Origin of the sequence: Erwinia plantamica (assembly GCF_043420595.1) — a bacterium.
GTDB lineage: Bacteria > Pseudomonadota > Gammaproteobacteria > Enterobacterales > Enterobacteriaceae > Erwinia > Erwinia aeris.
The window spans coordinates 1-20,828 of the sequence record NZ_JBGCUC010000030.1 but is presented as its reverse complement, the minus strand read 5'-3'; the positions used below and the strand labels follow the sequence as shown (position 1 = coordinate 20,828).

Sequence of the window (20,828 nt, the reverse complement as noted above, 5' to 3'; positions counted from 1 at the left end):
CACTCGAATTTGTACTGGTTACAGGACGCCCGGCCCCGGGCGTCCTGAGAAGTCTCACTCCGACGGGAGCTAATCCGTGAAAGACTTACTTAAGTTTCTGAAAGCGCAAACTAAGACCGAAGAGTTTGATGCGATCAAAATTGCGCTGGCTTCGCCAGACATGATCCGTTCCTGGTCTTTTGGTGAAGTTAAAAAGCCAGAAACCATTAACTACCGTACGTTCAAACCAGAACGTGACGGGCTTTTCTGTGCGCGTATTTTCGGGCCGGTAAAAGATTACGAATGCCTGTGCGGTAAGTACAAGCGTTTAAAACATCGCGGCGTGATCTGTGAGAAGTGTGGCGTTGAAGTTACACAGACCAAAGTTCGCCGTGAGCGTATGGGCCACATCGAGCTGGCTTCGCCGACTGCGCACATCTGGTTCCTGAAATCGCTGCCTTCGCGCATCGGTTTGCTGCTGGATATGCCGCTGCGTGACATCGAACGCGTGCTGTACTTCGAATCTTATGTGGTGGTTGAAGGCGGCATGACCAACCTTGAGCGCCGTCAGATCCTGACCGAAGAGCAGTATCTGGACGCGCTGGAAGAGTTTGGTGACGAATTCGACGCGAAAATGGGTGCGGAAGCGGTTCAGGCCCTGTTGAAAAACATGGATCTGGAGCAGGAATGCGAGCAGCTGCGTGAAGAGCTGAACGAAACCAATTCCGAAACCAAGCGTAAAAAGCTGACCAAGCGTATCAAGCTGCTGGAAGCGTTCGTGCAGTCTGGCAACAAGCCAGAGTGGATGATCCTGACCGTGCTGCCTGTACTGCCGCCGGATCTGCGTCCGCTGGTGCCGCTGGACGGCGGTCGTTTCGCTACTTCAGATCTGAACGATCTGTATCGTCGCGTTATCAACCGTAACAACCGTCTGAAGCGCCTGCTGGATCTGGCCGCACCTGACATCATCGTACGTAACGAAAAACGTATGTTGCAGGAAGCGGTCGATGCGCTGCTGGATAACGGCCGTCGCGGTCGTGCCATCACCGGCTCCAACAAGCGTCCTCTGAAATCTTTGGCCGATATGATCAAAGGTAAACAGGGTCGTTTCCGTCAGAACCTGCTGGGTAAACGCGTCGACTACTCTGGTCGTTCCGTTATCACCGTAGGGCCATACCTGCGTCTGCACCAGTGTGGTCTGCCGAAGAAAATGGCGCTGGAGCTGTTCAAACCGTTTATCTACGGCAAGCTGGAGCTGCGTGGTCTTGCTACCACCATCAAAGCCGCCAAGAAAATGGTTGAGCGTGAAGAAGCTGTCGTCTGGGATATCCTGGATGAAGTGATCCGCGAACACCCGGTCCTGCTGAACCGTGCGCCAACGCTGCACCGTCTGGGCATCCAGGCATTTGAGCCAGTGCTGATCGAAGGTAAAGCTATCCAGCTGCACCCGCTGGTCTGTGCGGCTTATAACGCCGACTTCGATGGTGACCAGATGGCTGTTCACGTGCCGCTGACGCTGGAAGCCCAGCTGGAAGCGCGTGCGCTGATGATGTCTACCAACAACATCCTGTCACCTGCGAACGGCGAACCAATCATCGTTCCTTCTCAGGACGTTGTACTGGGTCTGTACTACATGACCCGCGACTGTGTTAACGCCAAAGGCGAAGGCATGGTGCTGACCGGTCCAAAAGAAGCCGAGCGTATTTACCGCGCTGGCCTGGCGTCTCTGCACGCTCGCGTTAAGGTGCGTATCACCGAGCACGAGAAAAACGAGCAGGGCGAATGGACCTCAAAAACCAGCCTGATCGATACCACGGTTGGTCGTGCCATCCTGTGGATGATCGTGCCGAAAGGCCTGCCTTACTCCATCGTCAACCAGGCGCTGGGTAAGAAAGCGATCTCCAAGATGCTGAACACCTGTTACCGCATCCTGGGCCTGAAGCCAACGGTTATCTTTGCTGACCAGACCATGTACACCGGTTTTGCCTACGCGGCACGCTCTGGTGCGTCTGTAGGTATCGACGACATGGTGATCCCAGAGAAAAAAGTTGAGATCATCAGCGAAGCGGAAACCGAAGTGGCCGAGATCCAGGAGCAGTTCCAGTCTGGTCTGGTTACCGCGGGCGAACGCTACAACAAAGTGATCGATATCTGGGCTGCGGCCAACGAACGCGTTGCGAAAGCGATGATGGAAAACCTCTCTACCGAAGTCGTCATTAACCGTGACGGTGAGGAAGAGCGCCAGGTTTCCTTCAACAGCATCTTTATGATGGCCGACTCCGGTGCTCGTGGTTCTGCTGCGCAGATCCGTCAGCTGGCCGGTATGCGTGGCCTGATGGCTAAGCCAGATGGCTCCATCATCGAGACGCCAATTACCGCGAACTTCCGTGAAGGTCTGAACGTACTCCAGTACTTCATCTCGACCCACGGTGCTCGTAAAGGTCTTGCGGATACCGCACTGAAAACCGCGAACTCCGGTTACCTGACTCGTCGTCTGGTAGACGTAGCGCAGGATCTGGTGGTGACCGAGGACGACTGTGGCACGCACGAAGGCATCATGATGACTCCGGTTATCGAAGGTGGCGACGTGAAAGAACCGCTGCGCGAACGCGTACTGGGTCGTGTTACCGCAGAAGACGTGCTGAAGCCGGGTACGGCCGACATCCTGCTGCCACGCAACACCCTGCTGCACGAACAGCAGTGTGACCTGTTGGAAGAGCATTCTGTCGACAGCCTGAAAGTCCGCTCCGTAGTAAGTTGTGAAACTGACTTCGGCGTGTGCGCCCACTGTTATGGACGCGATCTGGCGCGTGGTCACATCATCAACAAAGGTGAGGCCATCGGCGTTATCGCAGCACAGTCCATCGGTGAGCCGGGTACTCAGCTGACCATGCGTACGTTCCACATCGGTGGTGCGGCATCGCGTGCGGCTGCTGAATCCAGCATTCAGGTGAAGAACAAAGGTACCATTAAACTCTCTAACGCCAAGTCGGTTACCAACTCCGCTGGCAAACTGGTTATCACCTCGCGTAACACCGAGCTGAAAATGATCGATGAATTCGGTCGTACCAAAGAGAGCTATAAGGTTCCTTACGGTTCTACCATGGCGAAAGGCGACGGCGAGCAGGTTGCAGCGGGCGAGACCGTAGCAAACTGGGATCCGCACACCATGCCGGTTATCACCGAAGTGAGCGGTTTCGTCCGCTTTACCGACATGATCGACGGCCAGACCATTACCCGCCAGACGGATGACCTGACCGGTCTGTCTTCTCTGGTGATCCTGGACAGCGCAGAGCGTACGTCCGGCGGTAAAGATCTGCGTCCTGCGCTGAAAATCGTTGATGCCAACGGCAATGATGTGATGATCCCAGGCTCCGATATGCCTGCTCAGTACTTCCTGCCGGGTAAAGCGATTGTGCAGCTGGAAGACGGCGTGAAAATCAGCTCGGGTGATACCCTGGCTCGTGTTCCGCAGGAATCCGGCGGTACCAAGGACATCACCGGTGGTCTGCCACGCGTTGCTGACCTGTTCGAAGCGCGTCGTCCGAAAGAGCCAGCAATCCTGGCGGAGATCAGCGGTATTATCTCCTTCGGTAAAGAGACCAAAGGCAAGCGTCGTCTGGTGATTACGCCGGTTGACGGTAGCGATCCGTACGAAGAGATGATCCCGAAATGGCGTCAGCTGAACGTGTTCGAAGGTGAACGCGTAGAGCGCGGTGACGTGGTTTCCGATGGCCCAGAGTCTCCACATGACATTCTGCGTCTGCGTGGCGTGCATGCGGTGACCCGTTACATCACTAACGAAGTGCAGGAAGTTTACCGCCTGCAGGGCGTTAAGATTAACGATAAGCACATCGAAGTCATCGTTCGTCAGATGCTGCGTAAAGCAACCATTGCAAGCGCGGGCAGCTCCGACTTCCTGGACGGCGAGCAGGTTGAAGTTTCACGCGTTAAGATTTCTAACCGTGAGCTGGAAGCCAACGGCAAAATCGCAGCGACCTATATGCGCGATCTGCTGGGTATCACCAAAGCGTCACTGGCGACCGAGTCCTTCATCTCCGCCGCTTCCTTCCAGGAAACGACGCGCGTACTGACCGAAGCAGCCGTTGCGGGCAAACGCGACGAACTGCGCGGCCTGAAAGAGAACGTAATCGTGGGTCGTCTGATCCCAGCCGGTACCGGTTACGCTTATCACCAGGATCGTATGCGCCGTAAAGCGGCAGGCGAAGCGCCTGTAGTTCCTCAGGTCACGGCCGACGAAGCGTCTGCCAGCCTGGCAGAACTGCTGAACGCGGGTCTGGGCGGCAACGACGATTAATCGTCTTTCCTGCTGACCGTAAAAACCCCACTTCGGTGGGGTTTTTTTATGCCTGAAATTTGAGGATGGGTCAGTCAGCGTCGGGATGTGGCCGTAAAAAAGCCGCCCCGGAGAGCGTTACCTATTGTTCGTCAGTCAGCGCCATGACGTATGGCCGTAAAAAAGCCGCCCCCGAAATCGTTACGTGTGATCGTAAAAAATCCGCCCCGGAGAGCGGCTTGCGGCCTGACTGCTCTGATTTACGTTAAACAGGATATGGATATTCGACAGGTGAATTTGCCAGGCTCCTTTTCCGCTTAACATCAGCGCCATGAATAACGTGACTAAAAAAAGTCCGTGGCGTTTTTTCATGGAAGATTCCCTTCTCAGGAACCGCTATCGTCTACTGCCCACCGGAACGCTGCAAACGAAACAAGCAGTGTGATTGACTTGTTTTTCGCGGTATCACAGAACCCGTTCCCTGAGTCCGGTGCCCTTCGGCAACAGGTGAAACGGCCCCGACGCAACGATAACAGCTACGACAATGAACAACATTTTATTATTGAAGAGATGCGAGTTATCACGCAGTAAGAAAGAAGTTGTTCCAGGTTATTACATGCGATAAGTGACGAAGCATGCAGAATCATCAAGTACTAAAAATTGGATAAAAATACGCTGGTTTTTTATACTTTATGACGATATATTGACCGGGTGGTTGACTTGTATTCGCATACCATCAGTACCTTTCAGAGCAGGACGGCAATCCTCTTCTGAAATAAAGAACCCCGCGCTGGCGGGGTTTTTTATTACTGAATACCCTGCATCCGTGGTTCGGCTGACCCGTTTTACCTGTATCGCTTAATGTCATCGCCGGTTAACCCGATATCTTTCAGCTGCGCATCGCTTAATCGCGCTAATATTTTACGGCTGTATACCTCCTGTCGCCAGGCCAGCCAGAGCCGCCGCGCCAGGCTGAACATCAGTACAAAGGGCGATGCTTTAAAAGGCTGCTCGCCGCCGTCTTACAATATTTTCCTGTGGCATCTGCTTTACCCGTCCGCAGGGCGGCTATCGAAGCGGCGCTACCTGATTTGTTGGTGAAGTAGCAAGAGGCGGGCCCGCGAGGGAAAACTGACGAGCCCGGACGCTTTTTCTCCAGCGTCGGCAGCGATTCTGGCAGCTTTAACAGGGCCAGTCATAACAAGAGTGGATTTATGGAAGTCGTGCCGCATATTTATCAGGCGCATTCATTTTTACGTTAAAAAATAAAAAGTAAGCGAAAACTAATTTTTTATTTATAAGATTTTTCACAGGTGGCTATTTTAAATCTTCATTGATTTATATTTTTGCTTCTCATTTCTTCCCTGAGCTTTCTCTTAAATCTATTAATGGCAATGTCTTAATATTGAGATGTTTATCTCACCTTGCTAAATTAATACAAATTCCCGCTGCCGGATACGCCGCGCTTTCCATTTGTCGCTCAGCACTGTCAGCCAGCTGCTGTGAGGTATTATGAATAAAAATAAGATAAAGGCCATGGTGCGCCCGGCGCTGAAAAATGCGGTTTCGCTACGCCTGCGTATAGAAAAAGCCTTATTAAAAAGGAAAAAATTAGCGGAATACAATCCTGCTCTGGAACAGGATATGGATATCGTTATTCATAACAGAACGCCCGGCGAAATTCCTGAACGGGTCTGGATGTTCTGGGCCGGCTCGACGCTGCCAAAGGAAATCCAGAGCTTTGTTGATAAGGTTGCGCGAGAGAACCCGGACTGGTCAGTAACGGTAGTGAATGACAGTAATCTGTCGCACTATCTGCCGGAGCTGGTCTTTACGCGGCAGGACATGCTGGTTGCCCACAGAAGCGACGTTATTCGCCTGGAGCTGCTGTATAAATATGGCGGCGTTTGGATGGATGCAAGCGTAATACTAAACCGCACGCTGGATGAATTTCTGGCGGTCAACGGCAACAGCCGTTATGACATGGTCGCCTTTTATCGCGATGTCTCCACTGTCGATCGGCGCTATCCGGTGATTGAAACCTGGTTTATGGCCGCCCCGAAAAAGAACCCGTTTATTGCAAGCTGGCTGCGCTATTTCCGCCCGATTATTACGCTGGGCGCGGCAGACATGTTTAAGCAGCTGCAACAGCTGCCCAATTATCAGGAACTGGTACAGAAAATTACCGATCCGCAATACCTTATTCTGAATATTACGCAGCAGCAGGCGCTGCGTGAATATAATGAGTACAACCTTTATTTAAGAAAGTGCGAGGCCAACGCGCTTTATTATCAGCGTCTGGTAAGCTGGGACGCCGTACAGCTTAGCCGGATGCTGATGATCGATCGCCTGCCGGATGTTCTGCCGCCTATCGTTAAGCTGACCGGGCTGGATCGGAAATACCTAAGCACTAATTTACGCTATGGCGCGGTAAATAAAGACAGCCTGTTGGGACAGGTGCTGTTTGCGGATGCGCCGGACAGAATGCCGGACATGCCGGATATGCCGATGCCCGGCATATCCGGTAGCGCAGGCGCTTAGGCTCCTCTGAACCAGGCAGGAGACGCAGGTCTTCTCGGTCCCGGTAGCGCAGGCGCTCAGGCTCTTCCCAGCCAGCTGTCCCAGTCTTTCCAGACCGGCTGCATGCCGGCGCGGATCAGCGCTTCGGCTACCTGCCGCGGATGGCGATTATCGTGCGGCGAGAACTGTTCCAGCTCGCTTTGCGTCTCGGCGTAGCCGCCAGGCTGCGTTTTTGAGAAAGCGCTGATCGTATTGATCGCCAGCGGCACCACCTTGTCACGGAACTGCGGCGATTCGCGCGTTGACAGCGACTGCTCCACTTCCGGCGCAAACAGACGAAACGCGCAGATAACCTGTACCAGCTGGGCCTCATCCATGACTGAAGCAGGCTGAATGCCGCCAGCGCAGGGGCGCAAGCGAGGGAAAGCCACTGAATAGCGGCTTTGCCAGTACGTTTTCTGTAGCCACAGCAGATGTTCCGCCATCATATAACAGTCGGCGCGCCAGCTGTCAGAAAGGCCGATCAGCGCGCCCAGCCCGATCTTATCGATCCCCGCGCGTCCCAGCCTGTCCGGCGTTTCCAGCCGAAAGAAAAAGTCCTGCTTGTTGCCTTTCAGATGGTGCTGACCATACACCGTTGGATGATAGGTTTCCTGATAGACCAACACGCCATCCAGCCCCAGCGTTTTCAGTTCCGTATACTCCTGCTGGCCCAGCGGCTGCACTTCCATCATCAGCGAGCTGAAATGCGCGCGGATGGCGGGAAGATGACGGCGAAAATAATCCATCCCAACTTTCGCCTGATGCTCACCGGTGACCAGCAGCAGCTGATCGAAGCCCATCGCCCGGATCGCCAGGCACTCGCGCTCGATCTCCTGCGCATCCAGCGTTTTACGCTTGATCCGGTTGCTCATAGAGAAGCCGCAATAGGTGCAGTCGTTGGCGCACAGGTTGGAGAGATAAAGCGGAACGAAGAGGTTTACGGCATGGCCGAAGCGCTGGCGCGTCAACAATTGCGCCTTACGGGCCATCGGTTCCAGCCAGGCCTGCGCGGCAGGCGAAAGCAGCGCCATCAGCTCCTCGCGGCCAACGACAGACGCATTCAGCGCCCGCTCCACGTCAGCCGAAGTTTTGCTGTTGATGCGCAGGCGGATATCGTCCCAGTCCAGCTGTTCCCACTGCGAGACAAAGCTTTTCATGGCGTCACTCCGCTTTGCAAAAAGCTGGTCAGCGGGCTGGTGGCGACGGCCTGCTGCTGTTGACTGCCCAGGCCGCTTTGCCGCGCCAGTTCGCCCGCTTCTACAGCGAGGCGGAAAGCGCGCGCCATCTGCACAGGATCGCGAGCAGAGGCCATGGCGGTATTCACCAGTACCGCATCGGCGCCCATTTCCAGCGCTTCGCTGGCGTGGCTGGGCGCGCCAATGCCTGCGTCAATCACCACCGGGACGCTGGCCTGCTCGATAATAATCGTCAGCAAATCCCGGGTTTTCAGCCCCTGATTGCTGCCAATCGGCGCGCCAAGCGGCATCACGGCGGCACAGCCCGCTTCTTCAAGCCTTCTGCACAGCACCGGATCGGCATGGCAGTAGGGCAGCACGGTGAAGCCTTCCCGCACCAGGGTTTCCGCTGCCTTCAGCGTTTCGACGGCATCGGGCAGCAGATAACGCACGTCGGGATGGATTTCCAGCTTCACCCAGCTCGTGCCCAGCGCTTCCCGCGCCAGGCGCGCGGCAAAAATGGCTTCCTCGGCGGTTTTCGCGCCGGAAGTATTGGGAAGAAGCTGCACGCCCAGCTGACGTAAAGGCGCCAGAATGCCGTCGTCGCCGCCGCGTAAATCCACGCGTTTCATCGCCATTGTCACCAGCTGCGTGCCGGATTCCCGAAGTGCATTGAGCATCACGGCAGGGCTGGAGAACTTACCTGTGCCGGTAAACAGCCGGGAAAAAAAGGTTTTATCAGCAATCTGTAGCATATTAACCTCCGGCGATAGCCTGGAAAATCACCAGGTTGTCGCCTTCCTGTAAAAGATGAGTGTCCCAGCGATCCCGCGGCACAATCTGCTGATTGACAGCCAGCGCGGTGCCAGAGTGGCTATGGGCAAGCTGCGCCAGCAGCGCGGTCAGCGTCAGCGGCGCGACAAAAACGTGCGGCTCATCATTAATGATGATGTTCACGATGGCCTCCGCATACCGGGCAGCCGGGGCTGCGCTCAAGGTCAAGCGTGCGCCAGGCCTGCGTTTTGCCGTCAAACAGCCGCAGCTTGCCGTCCAGCGCCGACGGCTGGCCGGCCAGCATCTTCAACGCTTCCAGCGCCTGCAGCGTGCCCATCACGCCGACCACCGGGCCGAGAACGCCTGCGGTGCGGCAGTTGCGCTGCGGCTCCGCTTTATCGGGCCACAGGCAGCAGTAGCAGCCACGCCGGAAAGGCGGGGTGATCGCCAGCAGCTGGCCGCCGAAACCGACCGCGCTGGCGCTGATCAGCGGCGTGCTGGCTGCGACGCAGGCGGCATTCACGGCGTGACGCGTCTGCATGTTGTCGCTGCAGTCCAGCACCAGATCGACCCGCTGCGCCGTTTCCTGCAGCGTGGCGGCATCCATACGCTGCTCAAGCGCTATAAACTCGACCTGAGGATTCAGCGCCTGCAAACGATCCTTCGCCAGCGTGGCCTTTGGCTGGCCGATATCGCTGCTGCGGTAGAGGATTTGACGCTGCAAATTGCTGATATGCACCCTGTCGTCATCGGCCAGCAGCAGCTTGCCCACGCCGGCTGCGGCAAGATACGTCGCAGCCGGCGAGCCTAAGCCGCCCAGGCCGACAATCAGCACGCTGGCCGCCAGCAGCTTTTCCTGCGCCTGCGGGCCAAACTCCTCCAGCAGCAGCTGGCGGCTGTAACGCATAAAATCGCCGTCGCTAAGCATCAAGCGGCCCTCCGCTTCCTGCCAGCGCCAGCAGCTGCGCGGTGGCGGCCTGCCAGTCTGCCGCCTGGGTAATGGCACTGACCACGGCGATACTGCCGACGCCGGTTGCCAGCACGTCTGGCGCCCGCGCCAGCGAGATACCGCCGATAGCCACGGTTGAGACGTTCTGCAGGCGCCCGACATGCCGCTTCAGCTCCTGAAGCCCCTGAGGTGAAGAGGGCATAGCTTTAGTTTGCGTAGGAAAGACGTGTCCCAGCGCGATGTAGGATGGGCGCTCGGCCAGCGCGCGATCCAGTTCCGCGTCATCATGCGTGGATAACCCCAGCCGCAGCCCGGCGCGGTGGATCGCATCCAGATCGGCAATAGCCAGATCTTCCTGGCCCAGGTGTACGCCATAGGCGCCATGCTGAATCGCCAGCCGCCAGTAATCGTTGATAAACAGACGGGCCTGATAGCGTTTACCCAACTCGATGGCCGCGGCGATATCCTGTTCCACCGCCGCTTCCGGCAGATCTTTAATGCGCAGCTGGATAGTGCGCACGCCAGCCGCCAGCAAACGCTCGATCCAGATGACGCTGTCCACCACCGGATAAAGCCCCAGCCTGGCTGCCGTCAGGGGAAAAGCGCTACGGCTCATTATTTTTCCTCCTGCGTTAAGGCATCCATGGCATGGTAAAGCTCGCCGCCACGACGGCGGAACGTCTCTGACATCTCCGCCATGCCGATCGCTATCGGCTCTGCTTCCGCTTCCTGTTTTGCTGCGTATTCGCGGACTTCCTGGGTGATTTTCATCGAGCAGAATTTCGGGCCGCACATGGAGCAGAAGTGGGCAACCTTACCGGACTCCTGCGGCAGCGTTTCATCGTGGAAAGCGCGTGCGGTATGCGGATCCAGCGCCAGGTTGAACTGATCTTCCCAGCGGAATTCAAAACGCGCTTTCGACATGGCGTTGTCACGGATCTGCGCGCCGGGATGGCCTTTGGCAAGATCCGCCGCGTGGGCCGCGATCTTGTAGGTAATCAAACCTTGTTTGACATCTTCTTTATTCGGCAGGCCCAGATGTTCTTTCGGCGTAACGTAGCAGAGCATGGCGCATCCGAACCAGCCAATCATCGCCGCGCCGATGCCGGAGGTAAAATGGTCGTAGCCTGGCGCGATATCGGTAGTCAGCGGGCCAAGCGTATAGAAAGGCGCCTCGTGGCAGTGTTCGAGCTGCTCGGTCATATTGCGTCTGATCATTTGCATCGGCACGTGTCCCGGCCCTTCAATCATCACCTGCACGTCATATTCCCAGGCGATTTTCGTCAGCTCGCCCAGCGTGCGCAGCTCGGCAAACTGCGCCTCGTCGTTGGCATCCTGTATTGAGCCAGGACGCAGGCCGTCACCCAGCGACAGCGAGACGTCGTAAGCGGCGCAGATCTCGCAAATATCACGGAAGCGTTCGTAGAGAAAGCTTTCACGATGATGCGACAGGCACCACTTCGCCATAATGGAGCCGCCGCGCGAAACGATGCCGGTCAGGCGTTTTGCCGTCATCGGCACATAGCGCAGCAGCACGCCCGCATGAATAGTGAAGTAATCCACGCCCTGCTCAGCCTGCTCCAGCAGTGTGTCGCGGAATATTTCCCAGTTGAGGTCTTCCGCCACGCCGTTGACTTTTTCCAGCGCCTGATAGATCGGCACCGTACCAATCGGCAGCGGGCTGTTGCGCAGGATCCACTCGCGGGTTTCATGGATATTTCGCCCGGTGGAGAGGTCCATCACCGTATCCGCTCCCCAACGTGCCGACCAGACCAGCTTTTCGACCTCTTCTTCAATCGAAGAACTGACCGCAGAGTTGCCGATATTGGCGTTGATCTTCACCAGGAAATTGCGGCCGATAATCATCGGCTCCGATTCAGGATGGTTGATATTGGCCGGGATAATCGCGCGTCCGGCAGCCACTTCCTGACGAACAAACTCGGCGGTGATATTTTCCGGCAGCCGCGCGCCAAAATCCTGTCCCGGATGCTGCTGCAACAGCACCTCGCTGCGAACGCGCTCGCGGCCCATGTTTTCGCGCAGCGCGATAAATTCCATTTCCGGCGTGATAATGCCCTGGCGCGCGTAGTGCAGCTGCGTGACGCGGCGACCAGCCTGGGCGCGGCGCGGCCGCGGCAGATTCTCAAAGCGCAGATGATCAAGCCCTTCGTCCGCCAGACGCTGCTGCGTATAAACGGAGCTTAATTGCTCAATCGGTTGCGTATCGGCGCGCTCTGCAATCCAGCTTTCCCGCAGCCTGGCGATACCGGCGCGCACGTCAATAGCGGCGTCGGGATCGCCATAAGGGCCGGCGGTATCGTAAACCGGCACCGGTTCGTTTTCTTCAAACTGTGGATTGTCTTTGCCGCCGCCGGTCAGGGTGGGCGAGAGCTGAATTTCACGCATGGGAACGCGCAGATCGGCTCGCGAACCGGTCAGATAAATGCGTCTGGAATTGGGGAAAGCAGTGCCCTGTAAAGCAGCGATAAACTGCTGCGCTTCAGCACGCTGTTCGCGGCGGTTGGATTTCTTAACCTGGGTAGACATAGCAAGTTCCTGACTTAAGGGAAATTTGCTTGTCCGGAGTTCGGAGGAGTAAGCGCAGAGCCGATGGCCCTGACCTGGATCTTTACTCTTGTTCCCTTCGCAGGTTCTAACCTGATCAGGTTCCGCGGATCCCGAATTAACGGTCTCAGCCCCGAGGGGCACTCCGACAAGAAGAAGTCTGGCTTTCGCCAGAGGCAATCATGCGATTGCCTTTTCAGCATAAAGGGGCGTTATGGAAAGCTCAAGGGATTAAACAGTTAACTTTTCAGGCAGGACGAGCCATCGCAGAGTCATTAGCGGCGGACTTATCCGCATACTTCTCCAGCGCCAGCTGAATAAATTTATCTTCCAGGGTGAAGCGGGCTTCCAGCGCTTCGCCGACGATCGACAGCGCCTGCTGGAACTCCAGATAGTTATCGTGATCGATGGCGTTTTCCAGATGGGCGTCGTAAATCGCCATAATCTGTTCGGTATTCGCCTGTAGCGAAGGATAAATCAGCGCCGCTTTGGCCAGCTGGTCGGTGCCTTCCATTTCCTGAATAAACCGTTCGTACGCCGTGAAGTGGCCGGTTGAGAGATAATCAACCAGGCTTTGACAGAAGTTATCCAGCGCCTCTTCGTCGAGCGTAGTCAGCGATTCTTTGTTAGGCTTCATGCCAACCATTTGATAATAAGCAACTAACAACTGCTTGCGTGAGTGAAGGCAAAAGTCTACCAGTTCGCTGCATCCGCCTACGCGTGAGGCCAAAACTTCCAGCTGGTCAAGCATGAGTGACTCCAAAAGTGTTATTTTAACTGTCTATCCCAATCCGGTAAGTGCGTGAAGTGAGGATGAGCAATTTATGGAACTTGAGATTTCAAGCGTAGACGCTGGCTGGTGGATTGTCAGCCATGAACAGAAACTTTGGCTGCCAAAAGGTCAATTACCGTACGGAAACGCACAAGATTTAGGCCTGGCCGGCTCGAAAGGCGCGCTGATTGGCGAATGGCAGGGCGAACCTGTACGGCTGATTAGCGAAAATCGTCCGGAAGGGATGGCATCGCTGCGGCAGCTGCTCGATCAGGATCCCGCCCTGTTTCAGCTGGCGGGACGCGGCATCCAGCTGGCCGAATTTTATCGCTCGCATCAGTGGTGCGGCTACTGTGGACACGCGATGCATCGCAGCAAAACGGAATGGGCCTGCCTGTGTGGCCACTGCCGCCAGCGCTATTATCCGCAAATTGCGCCCTGCATCATCGTGGCCATTCGTCGCGGCGATGAAATCCTGCTGGCTCAGCATACCCGACACCGCAACGGCATCTACACGGTGCTGGCGGGTTTTGTGGAGGTAGGCGAAACGCTGGAGCAGACCGTAGCGCGCGAGGTGATGGAGGAGAGCGGCATCAAGGTGAAAAACCTGCGCTATGTTTCCTCGCAGCCCTGGCCTTTCCCGCAGTCATTGATGATGGCGTTTATGGCCGACTACGACAGCGGCGAGATCAACATCGATCCCAAAGAGCTGCTGGATGCCAACTGGTATCGCTACGACGCCTTGCCACAGCTGCCGCCGGCGGGAACGGTGGCCCGTCGGCTGATAGAAGACACCGTCGCGCTCTGCCGCGCCGCTGCGGAATAACTGATATACTGTGCGTCTGAATGAAAAAGAGTCCTGAAGATGAGTGAACTGAAGAACGATCGTTATTTGCGTGCTCTGCTGCGTCAGCCGGTAGACGTTACGCCCGTATGGATGATGCGTCAGGCCGGACGGTATTTGCCGGAGTACAAGGCGACGCGCGCCCAGGCCGGCGACTTTATGTCGCTGTGTAAAAATGCTGAGCTGGCCTGTGAAGTCACGCTGCAACCGCTGCGTCGCTACGCGCTGGATGCGGCGATCCTCTTCTCTGATATCCTGACCATCCCTGATGCGATGGGGCTGGGACTCTATTTTGAAGCTGGCGAAGGCCCGCGCTTCTCCTCGCCTGTGACCTGCCGTGCGGACGTCGAAAAACTGCCCGTGTTCGATCCCGAACAGGAGCTGGGCTACGTGATGAATGCGGTGCGCACCATTCGTAAAAATTTACAGGGCGCGGTGCCGCTGATCGGTTTTTCCGGCAGTCCGTGGACGCTGGCGACCTACATGGTGGAAGGTGGCAGCAGTAAGGCCTTCACTAAACTGAAAAAAATGATGTATGCCGAGCCGGAAACCCTGCATCTGATGCTGGATAAGCTGGCCGACAGCGTTACGCTCTATCTGAACGCACAGATCCGCGCGGGCGCGCAGTCGGTGATGATTTTCGACACCTGGGGCGGCGTGCTGACCGGGCGCGACTATTTGCAGTTCTCCCTGCACTACATGCATAAAATCGTCGATGGCCTGCAGCGTGAAAACGACGGTCGCCGCGTGCCCGTGACGCTGTTTACCAAGGGCGGCGGCCAGTGGCTGGAAGCGATGGCGGAAACCGGCTGCGACGCGCTTGGTCTGGACTGGACCACCGATATTGGCGAGGCGCGTCGACGCGTTGGCCATAAAGTGGCGCTGCAGGGCAACATGGATCCTTCTATGCTTTATGCCACGCCTGCCCGTATTGAGCAGGAAGTGGCGGGCATTCTTCAGGGCTTCGGCAACGGCACGGGCCACGTGTTCAACCTGGGTCACGGCATTCATCAGGATGTCCCGCCGGAACACGCGGGTGCTTTTGTGGAGGCTGTCCACAAACTGTCAGGACAGTATCACCAGGATTAATTATGGATATACAGGCATTAAAGCAGGAACAGACGACGCGTGCGGCGGAAGTGGTACGCGCTGATGATTTTGACGTAATGCCACCGCGCTATATCGCCGGGGCGGACGTGGGGTTTGAGCAGGGCGGCGAGGTCACGCGCGCCGCGCTGGTGCTGTTGGAGTATCCGTCGCTGAAGCTTATTGAGCATCGCGTCGCGCGGATAGCCACCACCATGCCTTATATCCCCGGCTTTCTCTCGTTTCGCGAATATCCCGCTCTGCTGGCCGCCTGGGAGCAGCTGGAGCAAAAACCCGATCTGCTGTTTGTCGACGGTCAGGGCATCGCGCATCCGCGCCGTCTTGGCGTCGCCAGCCACTTTGGCCTGCTGGTGGATGTGCCGACTATTGGCGTGGCGAAACGCCGGCTATGCGGCAAGTTCGAGCCGTTAGGCGACGAGCCGGGCTCCCGACAGCCGCTGATCGACAAAGGCGAGCAGATTGGCTGGGTGCTGCGCAGCAAAAAACGCTGCAATCCGCTGTTTATTTCGCCGGGCCACCGCGTCAGTAACGATACGGCGCTGCACTGGGTGGAGACCTGCCTGCAGGGCTACCGTTTGCCGGAACCGACGCGCTGGGCCGATGCCGTGGCGTCCAACCGGCCCGCTTTCGCCCGTCTCGGCATCCCGCTATAACGGTGTGAGGCGCCGGCTTTTCGGTTACACTGCAGCCCGCGCACTTTTGTTTAAGAGATCCCAACATGTTACGTAATCCGATTCACCTGCGGCTGGAAAAACTGGAAAGCTGGCAGCACGTTACTTTTATGGCCTGCCTGTGCGAGCGCATGTATCCCAATTACTGGGCTTTTTGCCGCCAGACCGAGTTTGGCGACGGCCAGCTTTATCGTCGTATTCTCGATTTGGTCTGGGAAACGCTGCTGGTGAAAGATGCCAAAGTGAATTTTGACTCGCAGCTGGAAAAGCTGGAAGAAGCCATTCCGGCGGCGGAGGATTACGATCTGTACGGCGTTTATCCAGCCATCGACGCCTGCGTCGCGCTGAGCGAACTGCTGCATTCCCGTTTGAGCGGTGAAACCCTGGCGCACGCTATTGCCGTCAGCGAAGCTTCAATCACCTCTGTAGCGATGCTGGAAATGACCCAGGCCGAACGTGAAATGACCGAGGAAGAGCTAAAAGCCAATCCTGCCGTTGAAGAGGAATGGGACATCCAGTGGGAGATTTTTCGCCTGCTCAGCGCCTGTGAGGAAAGGGATCCAGAACTGATAAAAGGACTGCGTTCTGACCTGCGGGAATCAGGGATTAGCAATATCGGTATAAATTTTCAGCAGTAAGGCGATAAAACGTGACTTCAGGCCTGATTTGTAGCGCCTTAAGGCTTCACATTCGCCCCCAGTCTGGTCTACATTTGTGGGGCTGAAAAAAGTGGCTATCGGTGCGTGTATGCAGGAGAGTGCCAGAAACTGGTTTTTCCCTCGCACTCGATGCTTAGCAAGCGATAAATACACTGTAAGGATAACTTATGAACAAGACTCAACTGATTGATGTAATTGCGGACAAAGCGGACCTGTCTAAGACCCAGGCTAAAGCTGCACTGGAATCCACTCTGGCTGCGATTACTGAGTCTCTGAAAGAAGGTGATGCTGTACAACTGGTTGGTTTTGGTACTTTTAAAGTTAACCACCGTGCTGAGCGTACTGGCCGCAACCCGCAGACCGGCAACGAAATCAAAATTGCAGCTGCAAACGTACCGGCATTCGTTTCTGGTAAAGCTCTGAAAGACGCTGTTAAATAATCGACAGTGAAAAGTTTTAAACAGGGGGGCGTTAAGCCCCTTTTGTTAAGGCTTTTTAGCTGTTTCTGCCAGGACAGCTTGTGACGCTTTTCTCTCGTTCCCTTTTGCCGTTCCTGCTGCTGTTAGCAGGCTGTAGTTCACGGCAGATGCCTGATTTTACCGCCAGCGGCTATCTTGCCGATCGCGGCGCCGTGCGTATCTGGCGCAAAACGCCTTCCCCACAGTCAACCCATCTGCAAACGGTCTATACCCCTTTTACCGAGCCGGTAACGGAAACCACGGACTACCAGTGGCAAGAGGGCAAACTGATTTCTGTTGAACGCAAAATCGTGGGCGCAAATCCTGAAAGCGTGACGCTACGCTTTGACCAATCCGGTCGCCTGAGCTTTATGCAGCGCCAGCTGGCGAATCGACGGGAAGCGCTGACGGCTGATGCTATCGCGCTCTACCAGTTTGATGCCGGACGTATGCTGACTATCAGCGACGATTTGCTACGCGGACGCGTAAGGCTATTACAGGGAGAGTGGATGCCTTCGGGCGCGGTCAGGTTATGCGGAGGCGGTAAGGCTTCGCCTGGCTTCGACAGCAACGCAGTGCGTTATATCACCCAGCATCAGCAGGGATCGGGTGAACCGCTCAGCATTGCCTGGCTGGAAGCGCCGGGCGGCACGCAGCTGCTGCTGGCGACGCCGGAAGACCTTTGTCAGCAACAGCCGCAGGCCGACAGCTTTTAATCGGCTGCCAGCTTGAGAGAGAAGGGGACAGTGCTGCCCCCTGAATCACTCTTATTTACGCCCGATAGCGCGGTAGCCGATATCCGTGCGGCAGAAGCTGCCATGCCAGGAGATGTGCTTAGCCAGCTCGTAGGCATGTTTTTGCGCCGCCGCGACATCTTCGCCCAGCGCGGTCACGCATAATACGCGTCCGCCGTTTGTCACCACCAAATCGTCCTGCATTTTGGTTCCGGCGTGGAAAACCTTACCGTCCGGCGTCGCTTCCAGCGGCAAGCCGTGGATCTGGTCGCCAGTGGCGTAATCGCCAGGATAGCCGCCCGCCGCCAGCACCACGCCCAGCGAAGGACGCGGATCCCAGACGGAGTCTTTGCTATCCAGCTTGCCGTCAACGGCGGCAAGGCAAAGATCGACCAGGTCGGACTGCAGGCGCAGCATGATCGGCTGCGTTTCGGGGTCGCCAAAGCGGCAGTTAAATTCAATGACTTTCGGCTGGCCGCTGTTATCGATCATCAGGCCGGCATAAAGGAAGCCGGTATAGACGTTGCCTTCGGCCGCCATGCCGCGGACGGTCGGCCAGATAACCTCGTCCATAACGCGCTGGTGGATTTCATCGGTCACGACGGGGGCCGGCGAATAGGCGCCCATGCCGCCGGTATTAGGGCCGGTATCGCCATCGCCTACGCGTTTATGATCCTGACTGGTCGCCATCGGCAGCACGTTCTCGCCGTCAACCATCACGATAAAGCTGGCTTCCTCGCCGTCCAGAAACTCCTCCACCACGATACGGTGCCCGGCATCGCCAAAGGCGTTTCCGGCCAGCATGTCTTTAATGGCGGCTTCCGCTTCTTCCAGCGTCATTGCGACAATCACGCCTTTGCCCGCCGCCAGGCCGTCCGCCTTGATCACAATCGGCGCGCCCTTACTGCGCGTATAGGCCAGCGCGGCCTCGACGTCGGTGAAGTTCTGGTATTCCGCCGTCGGGATTTTATGGCGGGCCAGGAAATCCTTGGTGAACGCTTTAGAACCTTCCAGCTGCGCGGCAGCCTGGGTCGGGCCAAAGATCTTCAGCCCGGCCGCGCGAAAAGCATCGACTATGCCAATGACCAGCGGCGCTTCCGGCCCAACGATAGTCAGATCGATGTGCTCACGCTGTGCAAAATCCAGCAGTGCAGGGATATCGGTCGCGCCGATAGCGACGTTTTGCAACGCCGGCTCCAGCGCGGTGCCGGCATTGCCCGGCGCGACAAAAACGGTTTCCGCCAGCGGCGACTGCGAAGCTTTCCACGCCAGCGCGTGCTCACGGCCGCCATTGCCAATCACTAAAATTTTCATTGTCGGTTCCTTATTAATGGCGGAAGTGGCGCATATTGGTGAAAATCATGGCAATGCCGTGTTCATCAGCGGCGGCAATTACTTCTTCATCGCGAATCGATCCGCCAGGCTGGATAACGCAGCTCACGCCCGCCGTCGCCGCCGCATCAACACCGTCACGGAACGGGAAGAAGGCGTCAGAGGCCAGCGCGCAGCCTTCCACGACCAGACCTTCATCTTTTGCTTTGATACCGGCGATTTTGGCGGAGTAAACGCGGCTCATCTGGCCTGCGCCAATCCCGACGGTCATATTGTCGCGCGCATAAACAATGGCGTTGGATTTTACAAACTTGGCGACTTTCCAGCAGAACAGCGCATCGCGTAGCTCCTGCTCTGTTGGCTGACGTTTGGTCACGACGCGCAGCTGGCTTGCTTCCACCATGCCCAGATCGCGATCCTGTACCAGCAAACCGCCGTTCACGCGCTTGAAGTCCAGCCCGGCCTGACGCTGCTGCCACTGGCCGCAAATCAGCACGCGCACGTTCTGCTTAGCCGACGTCACCTTCAGCGCGGCTTCGCTGGCGGAGGGCGCAATAATCACTTCAACGAACTGGCGGCTGATAATTGCCTGAGCGGTCGCTTCGTCCAGCTCACGGTTAAAGGCGATAATGCCGCCGAAGGCAGAGGTAGGATCGGTTTTGTAAGCCAGCTCGTAAGCGCCCAAAGCCGAATCGCTAACCGCCACGCCGCAAGGGTTAGCGTGTTTGACAATCACGCAGGCCGGTTCGCTGAACTCTTTTACGCATTCCAGCGCCGCATCGGTATCGGCAATGTTGTTATAAGAAAGCGCTTTGCCCTGAACCTGCTGCGCCGTGGCGACCGAAGCCTCAGTCACATTCTCTTCTATATAGAAGGCGGCATCCTGATGGCTGTTTTCGCCGTAGCGCATATCCTGCTTCTTAATGAAGTTCAAATTCAGCGTACGCGGGAAGCGTCCGGCAGGCTCGCGGGTTTCGCCATGATAGGCCGGAACCAGGCTGCCGAAGTAGTTGGCGATCATGCTGTCGTAGGCAGCGGTATGCTCGAAAGCTTTAATAGCCAGATCGAAGCGGGTAGCCAGCTGTAGTGAGTTATCGTTGGCGTCCATCTCGGCAATCACCGCGTCGTAGTCGCTGCTCTTTACAACGATAGCTACGTCTTTATGGTTCTTGGCCGCGGAGCGCACCATCGTCGGGCCGCCGATATCGATATTCTCTACCGCATCTTCCAGCGAGCAGCCTTCGCGCGCCACCGTCTGTGCAAAGGGATAAAGGTTAACGACCACCATGTCGATAGGGGCGATGCTGTGCGCCTGCATGATGGCATCGTCCTGGCCGCGACGTCCCAGAATGCCGCCGTGAACTTTCGGATGCAGGGTTTTGACGCGTCCATCCATCATTTCCGGGAAACCGGTATAGTCAGACACTTCGGTAACGGGCAGGCCGGCCTCGGCCAACAGACGAGCAGTGCCGCCCGTGGAGAGCAGCTCCACACCACGCGCGGAAAGCGCCTGTGCAAATTCGAGGATACCGGCTTTGTCGGACACGCTGAGCAGAGCGCGGCGTACAGGACGAGGTTGTTGCATGAGGTTTTATCCCTTGGCTTTGGTTCGCATAGATAAGAGCGTTACATCAATCTTAGCTTTTCCCCTCCTTTATAAAGAAAGAAGCAGCGAAGATTCAGGTAACGCCCCCAAATGGGGGCCGGGATTTTTCCGGGGCATTGTAGCGAAAACGTTTGCGTGATGCTCGTCTAAATTTGTTCTTACCGCCGGATGTGGATAACTTTGTGGGTAAATGCGTATAAATAGCCCTTTTGCTGTGGAATGCAGCGAACGCGCTATTTTTCTAAAATTAGGGGTTGTCAGCCGTCGAGAACTCCCTATAATGCGCAACCACTGAGACGGCACAACGGCTTACAGGCCAGCGGCTCAGGAGGTTCAGGAAGCTG

Annotated in this window: 19 protein-coding genes and 1 riboswitch; of the genes, 8 read left to right on the top strand and 11 right to left on the bottom strand. The window is 56.6% G+C overall.

What is annotated here, in order from left to right; all coding sequences use genetic code 11:
• Positions 1-76 precede the first annotated feature (76 nt).
• Positions 77-4,297, top strand: coding sequence for a DNA-directed RNA polymerase subunit beta' (rpoC, locus tag AB3U87_RS21170; protein WP_125290948.1), 4,221 nt, complete (start codon positions 77-79; stop codon positions 4,295-4,297).
• A 180-nt stretch (positions 4,298-4,477) separates the two neighbouring features.
• Here the strand turns inward: rpoC and AB3U87_RS21165 are convergent, their stop codons facing one another.
• Together AB3U87_RS21165 and AB3U87_RS21160 are read right to left on the bottom strand one after the other, a co-directional pair.
• Positions 4,478-4,648, bottom strand: a complete 171-nt coding sequence (locus AB3U87_RS21165) for a hypothetical protein (RefSeq protein ID WP_394150407.1) — start codon at positions 4,646-4,648, stop codon at positions 4,478-4,480.
• 473 nt (positions 4,649-5,121) lie between these two features.
• Complete coding sequence (locus AB3U87_RS21160; RefSeq protein WP_253456282.1) at positions 5,122-5,256, bottom strand: DUF1127 domain-containing protein; 135 nt, start codon at positions 5,254-5,256, stop codon at positions 5,122-5,124.
• Between the two features lie 532 nt (positions 5,257-5,788).
• Here AB3U87_RS21160 and AB3U87_RS21155 point away from each other — a divergent pair.
• The gene (locus tag AB3U87_RS21155; RefSeq protein WP_253456279.1) at positions 5,789-6,817 is read left to right on the top strand and encodes a glycosyltransferase family 32 protein; all 1,029 of its coding nucleotides are present in this window, start codon (positions 5,789-5,791) and stop codon (positions 6,815-6,817) included.
• 56 nt (positions 6,818-6,873) lie between these two features.
• Here the strand turns inward: AB3U87_RS21155 and thiH are convergent, their stop codons facing one another.
• The 7 genes from thiH to rsd form a co-directional block, all read right to left on the bottom strand.
• Positions 6,874-7,995, bottom strand: coding sequence for a 2-iminoacetate synthase ThiH (gene thiH / locus AB3U87_RS21150; RefSeq protein ID WP_301730642.1), 1,122 nt, complete (start codon positions 7,993-7,995; stop codon positions 6,874-6,876).
• Positions 7,992-8,768 (bottom strand): thiazole synthase, encoded by a 777-nt coding sequence (locus AB3U87_RS21145; RefSeq protein WP_253456274.1) that lies wholly within the window; start codon positions 8,766-8,768, stop codon positions 7,992-7,994. The genes thiH and AB3U87_RS21145 overlap by 4 nt, the downstream gene beginning before the upstream one ends.
• A gap of 1 nt (position 8,769) precedes the next feature.
• Positions 8,770-8,970, bottom strand: coding sequence for a sulfur carrier protein ThiS (gene thiS, locus AB3U87_RS21140; RefSeq protein ID WP_253456271.1), 201 nt, complete (start codon positions 8,968-8,970; stop codon positions 8,770-8,772).
• The gene (locus AB3U87_RS21135; RefSeq protein WP_253461160.1) at positions 8,954-9,715 is read right to left on the bottom strand and encodes a HesA/MoeB/ThiF family protein; all 762 of its coding nucleotides are present in this window, start codon (positions 9,713-9,715) and stop codon (positions 8,954-8,956) included. Before AB3U87_RS21135 ends, thiS begins: the two co-directional genes overlap by 17 nt.
• Positions 9,708-10,352 (bottom strand): thiamine phosphate synthase, encoded by a 645-nt coding sequence (gene thiE, locus AB3U87_RS21130; RefSeq protein ID WP_301253452.1) that lies wholly within the window; start codon positions 10,350-10,352, stop codon positions 9,708-9,710. Before thiE ends, AB3U87_RS21135 begins: the two co-directional genes overlap by 8 nt.
• The gene (gene thiC, locus AB3U87_RS21125) at positions 10,352-12,283 is read right to left on the bottom strand and encodes a phosphomethylpyrimidine synthase ThiC (RefSeq protein ID WP_394150403.1); all 1,932 of its coding nucleotides are present in this window, start codon (positions 12,281-12,283) and stop codon (positions 10,352-10,354) included. The genes thiE and thiC overlap by 1 nt, the downstream gene beginning before the upstream one ends.
• Positions 12,284-12,358: 75 nt before the next feature.
• A riboswitch (TPP riboswitch) is annotated at positions 12,359-12,459 on the bottom strand.
• An 89-nt stretch (positions 12,460-12,548) separates the two neighbouring features.
• A complete protein-coding gene (gene rsd, locus AB3U87_RS21120; RefSeq protein ID WP_253456264.1) occupies positions 12,549-13,052 on the bottom strand; it encodes a sigma D regulator in 504 nt (167 codons plus the stop codon).
• 73 nt (positions 13,053-13,125) lie between these two features.
• Between rsd and nudC the strand changes: the two genes are divergently transcribed.
• The 6 genes from nudC (at position 13,126) to AB3U87_RS21090 (ending at position 17,528) form a co-directional block, all read left to right on the top strand.
• On the top strand, positions 13,126-13,899 hold the full coding sequence (nudC, locus tag AB3U87_RS21115; protein WP_253456262.1) for an NAD(+) diphosphatase: 774 nt from the start codon (positions 13,126-13,128) through the stop codon (positions 13,897-13,899).
• A 39-nt stretch (positions 13,900-13,938) separates the two neighbouring features.
• Complete coding sequence (gene hemE, locus AB3U87_RS21110) at positions 13,939-15,006, top strand: uroporphyrinogen decarboxylase (RefSeq protein WP_125290957.1); 1,068 nt, start codon at positions 13,939-13,941, stop codon at positions 15,004-15,006.
• A 2-nt stretch (positions 15,007-15,008) separates the two neighbouring features.
• Positions 15,009-15,677 carry a deoxyribonuclease V gene (gene nfi / locus AB3U87_RS21105; RefSeq protein WP_125290958.1) on the top strand — a complete coding sequence of 223 codons (669 nt, stop codon included), beginning with the start codon at positions 15,009-15,011 and terminating at the stop codon, positions 15,675-15,677.
• A gap of 65 nt (positions 15,678-15,742) precedes the next feature.
• Entirely contained in the window at positions 15,743-16,333 is a 591-nt protein-coding gene (locus tag AB3U87_RS21100; RefSeq protein ID WP_253456260.1) for a YjaG family protein, read from the top strand.
• 188 nt (positions 16,334-16,521) lie between these two features.
• Positions 16,522-16,794 (top strand): nucleoid-associated protein HU-alpha, encoded by a 273-nt coding sequence (gene hupA, locus AB3U87_RS21095; RefSeq protein WP_017803060.1) that lies wholly within the window; start codon positions 16,522-16,524, stop codon positions 16,792-16,794.
• Positions 16,795-16,874: 80 nt separating this feature from the next.
• Positions 16,875-17,528: a DUF1481 domain-containing protein gene (locus tag AB3U87_RS21090; protein ID WP_369896994.1), complete on the top strand. Its 654-nt coding sequence runs from the start codon at positions 16,875-16,877 to the stop codon at positions 17,526-17,528.
• Positions 17,529-17,579: 51 nt separating this feature from the next.
• Here the strand turns inward: AB3U87_RS21090 and purD are convergent, their stop codons facing one another.
• Both purD and purH read right to left on the bottom strand, forming a co-directional pair.
• On the bottom strand, positions 17,580-18,860 hold the full coding sequence (gene purD / locus AB3U87_RS21085; RefSeq protein ID WP_253456258.1) for a phosphoribosylamine--glycine ligase: 1,281 nt from the start codon (positions 18,858-18,860) through the stop codon (positions 17,580-17,582).
• Between the two features lie 13 nt (positions 18,861-18,873).
• Positions 18,874-20,463, bottom strand: a complete 1,590-nt coding sequence (purH, locus tag AB3U87_RS21080) for a bifunctional phosphoribosylaminoimidazolecarboxamide formyltransferase/IMP cyclohydrolase (protein WP_301730644.1) — start codon at positions 20,461-20,463, stop codon at positions 18,874-18,876.
• Positions 20,464-20,828: the final 365 nt, after the last annotated feature.

Coding starts and splice junctions, on each gene's coding strand:
- AB3U87_RS21165 (WP_394150407.1), bottom strand. CDS start 4,648: ATGAAAAAACGCCACGGACTTTTTTTAGTCACGTTATTCATGGCGCTG.
- AB3U87_RS21160 (WP_253456282.1), bottom strand. CDS start 5,256: ATGTTCAGCCTGGCGCGGCGGCTCTGGCTGGCCTGGCGACAGGAGGTA.
- AB3U87_RS21155 (WP_253456279.1), top strand. CDS start 5,789: ATGAATAAAAATAAGATAAAGGCCATGGTGCGCCCGGCGCTGAAAAAT.
- thiH (WP_301730642.1), bottom strand. CDS start 7,995: ATGAAAAGCTTTGTCTCGCAGTGGGAACAGCTGGACTGGGACGATATC.
- AB3U87_RS21145 (WP_253456274.1), bottom strand. CDS start 8,768: ATGCTACAGATTGCTGATAAAACCTTTTTTTCCCGGCTGTTTACCGGC.
- AB3U87_RS21135 (WP_253461160.1), bottom strand. CDS start 9,715: ATGCTTAGCGACGGCGATTTTATGCGTTACAGCCGCCAGCTGCTGCTG.
- thiE (WP_301253452.1), bottom strand. CDS start 10,352: ATGAGCCGTAGCGCTTTTCCCCTGACGGCAGCCAGGCTGGGGCTTTAT.
- thiC (WP_394150403.1), bottom strand. CDS start 12,283: ATGTCTACCCAGGTTAAGAAATCCAACCGCCGCGAACAGCGTGCTGAA.
- rsd (WP_253456264.1), bottom strand. CDS start 13,052: ATGCTTGACCAGCTGGAAGTTTTGGCCTCACGCGTAGGCGGATGCAGC.
- nudC (WP_253456262.1), top strand. CDS start 13,126: ATGGAACTTGAGATTTCAAGCGTAGACGCTGGCTGGTGGATTGTCAGC.
- hemE (WP_125290957.1), top strand. CDS start 13,939: ATGAGTGAACTGAAGAACGATCGTTATTTGCGTGCTCTGCTGCGTCAG.
- nfi (WP_125290958.1), top strand. CDS start 15,009: ATGGATATACAGGCATTAAAGCAGGAACAGACGACGCGTGCGGCGGAA.
- AB3U87_RS21100 (WP_253456260.1), top strand. CDS start 15,743: ATGTTACGTAATCCGATTCACCTGCGGCTGGAAAAACTGGAAAGCTGG.
- hupA (WP_017803060.1), top strand. CDS start 16,522: ATGAACAAGACTCAACTGATTGATGTAATTGCGGACAAAGCGGACCTG.
- purD (WP_253456258.1), bottom strand. CDS start 18,860: ATGAAAATTTTAGTGATTGGCAATGGCGGCCGTGAGCACGCGCTGGCG.
- purH (WP_301730644.1), bottom strand. CDS start 20,463: ATGCAACAACCTCGTCCTGTACGCCGCGCTCTGCTCAGCGTGTCCGAC.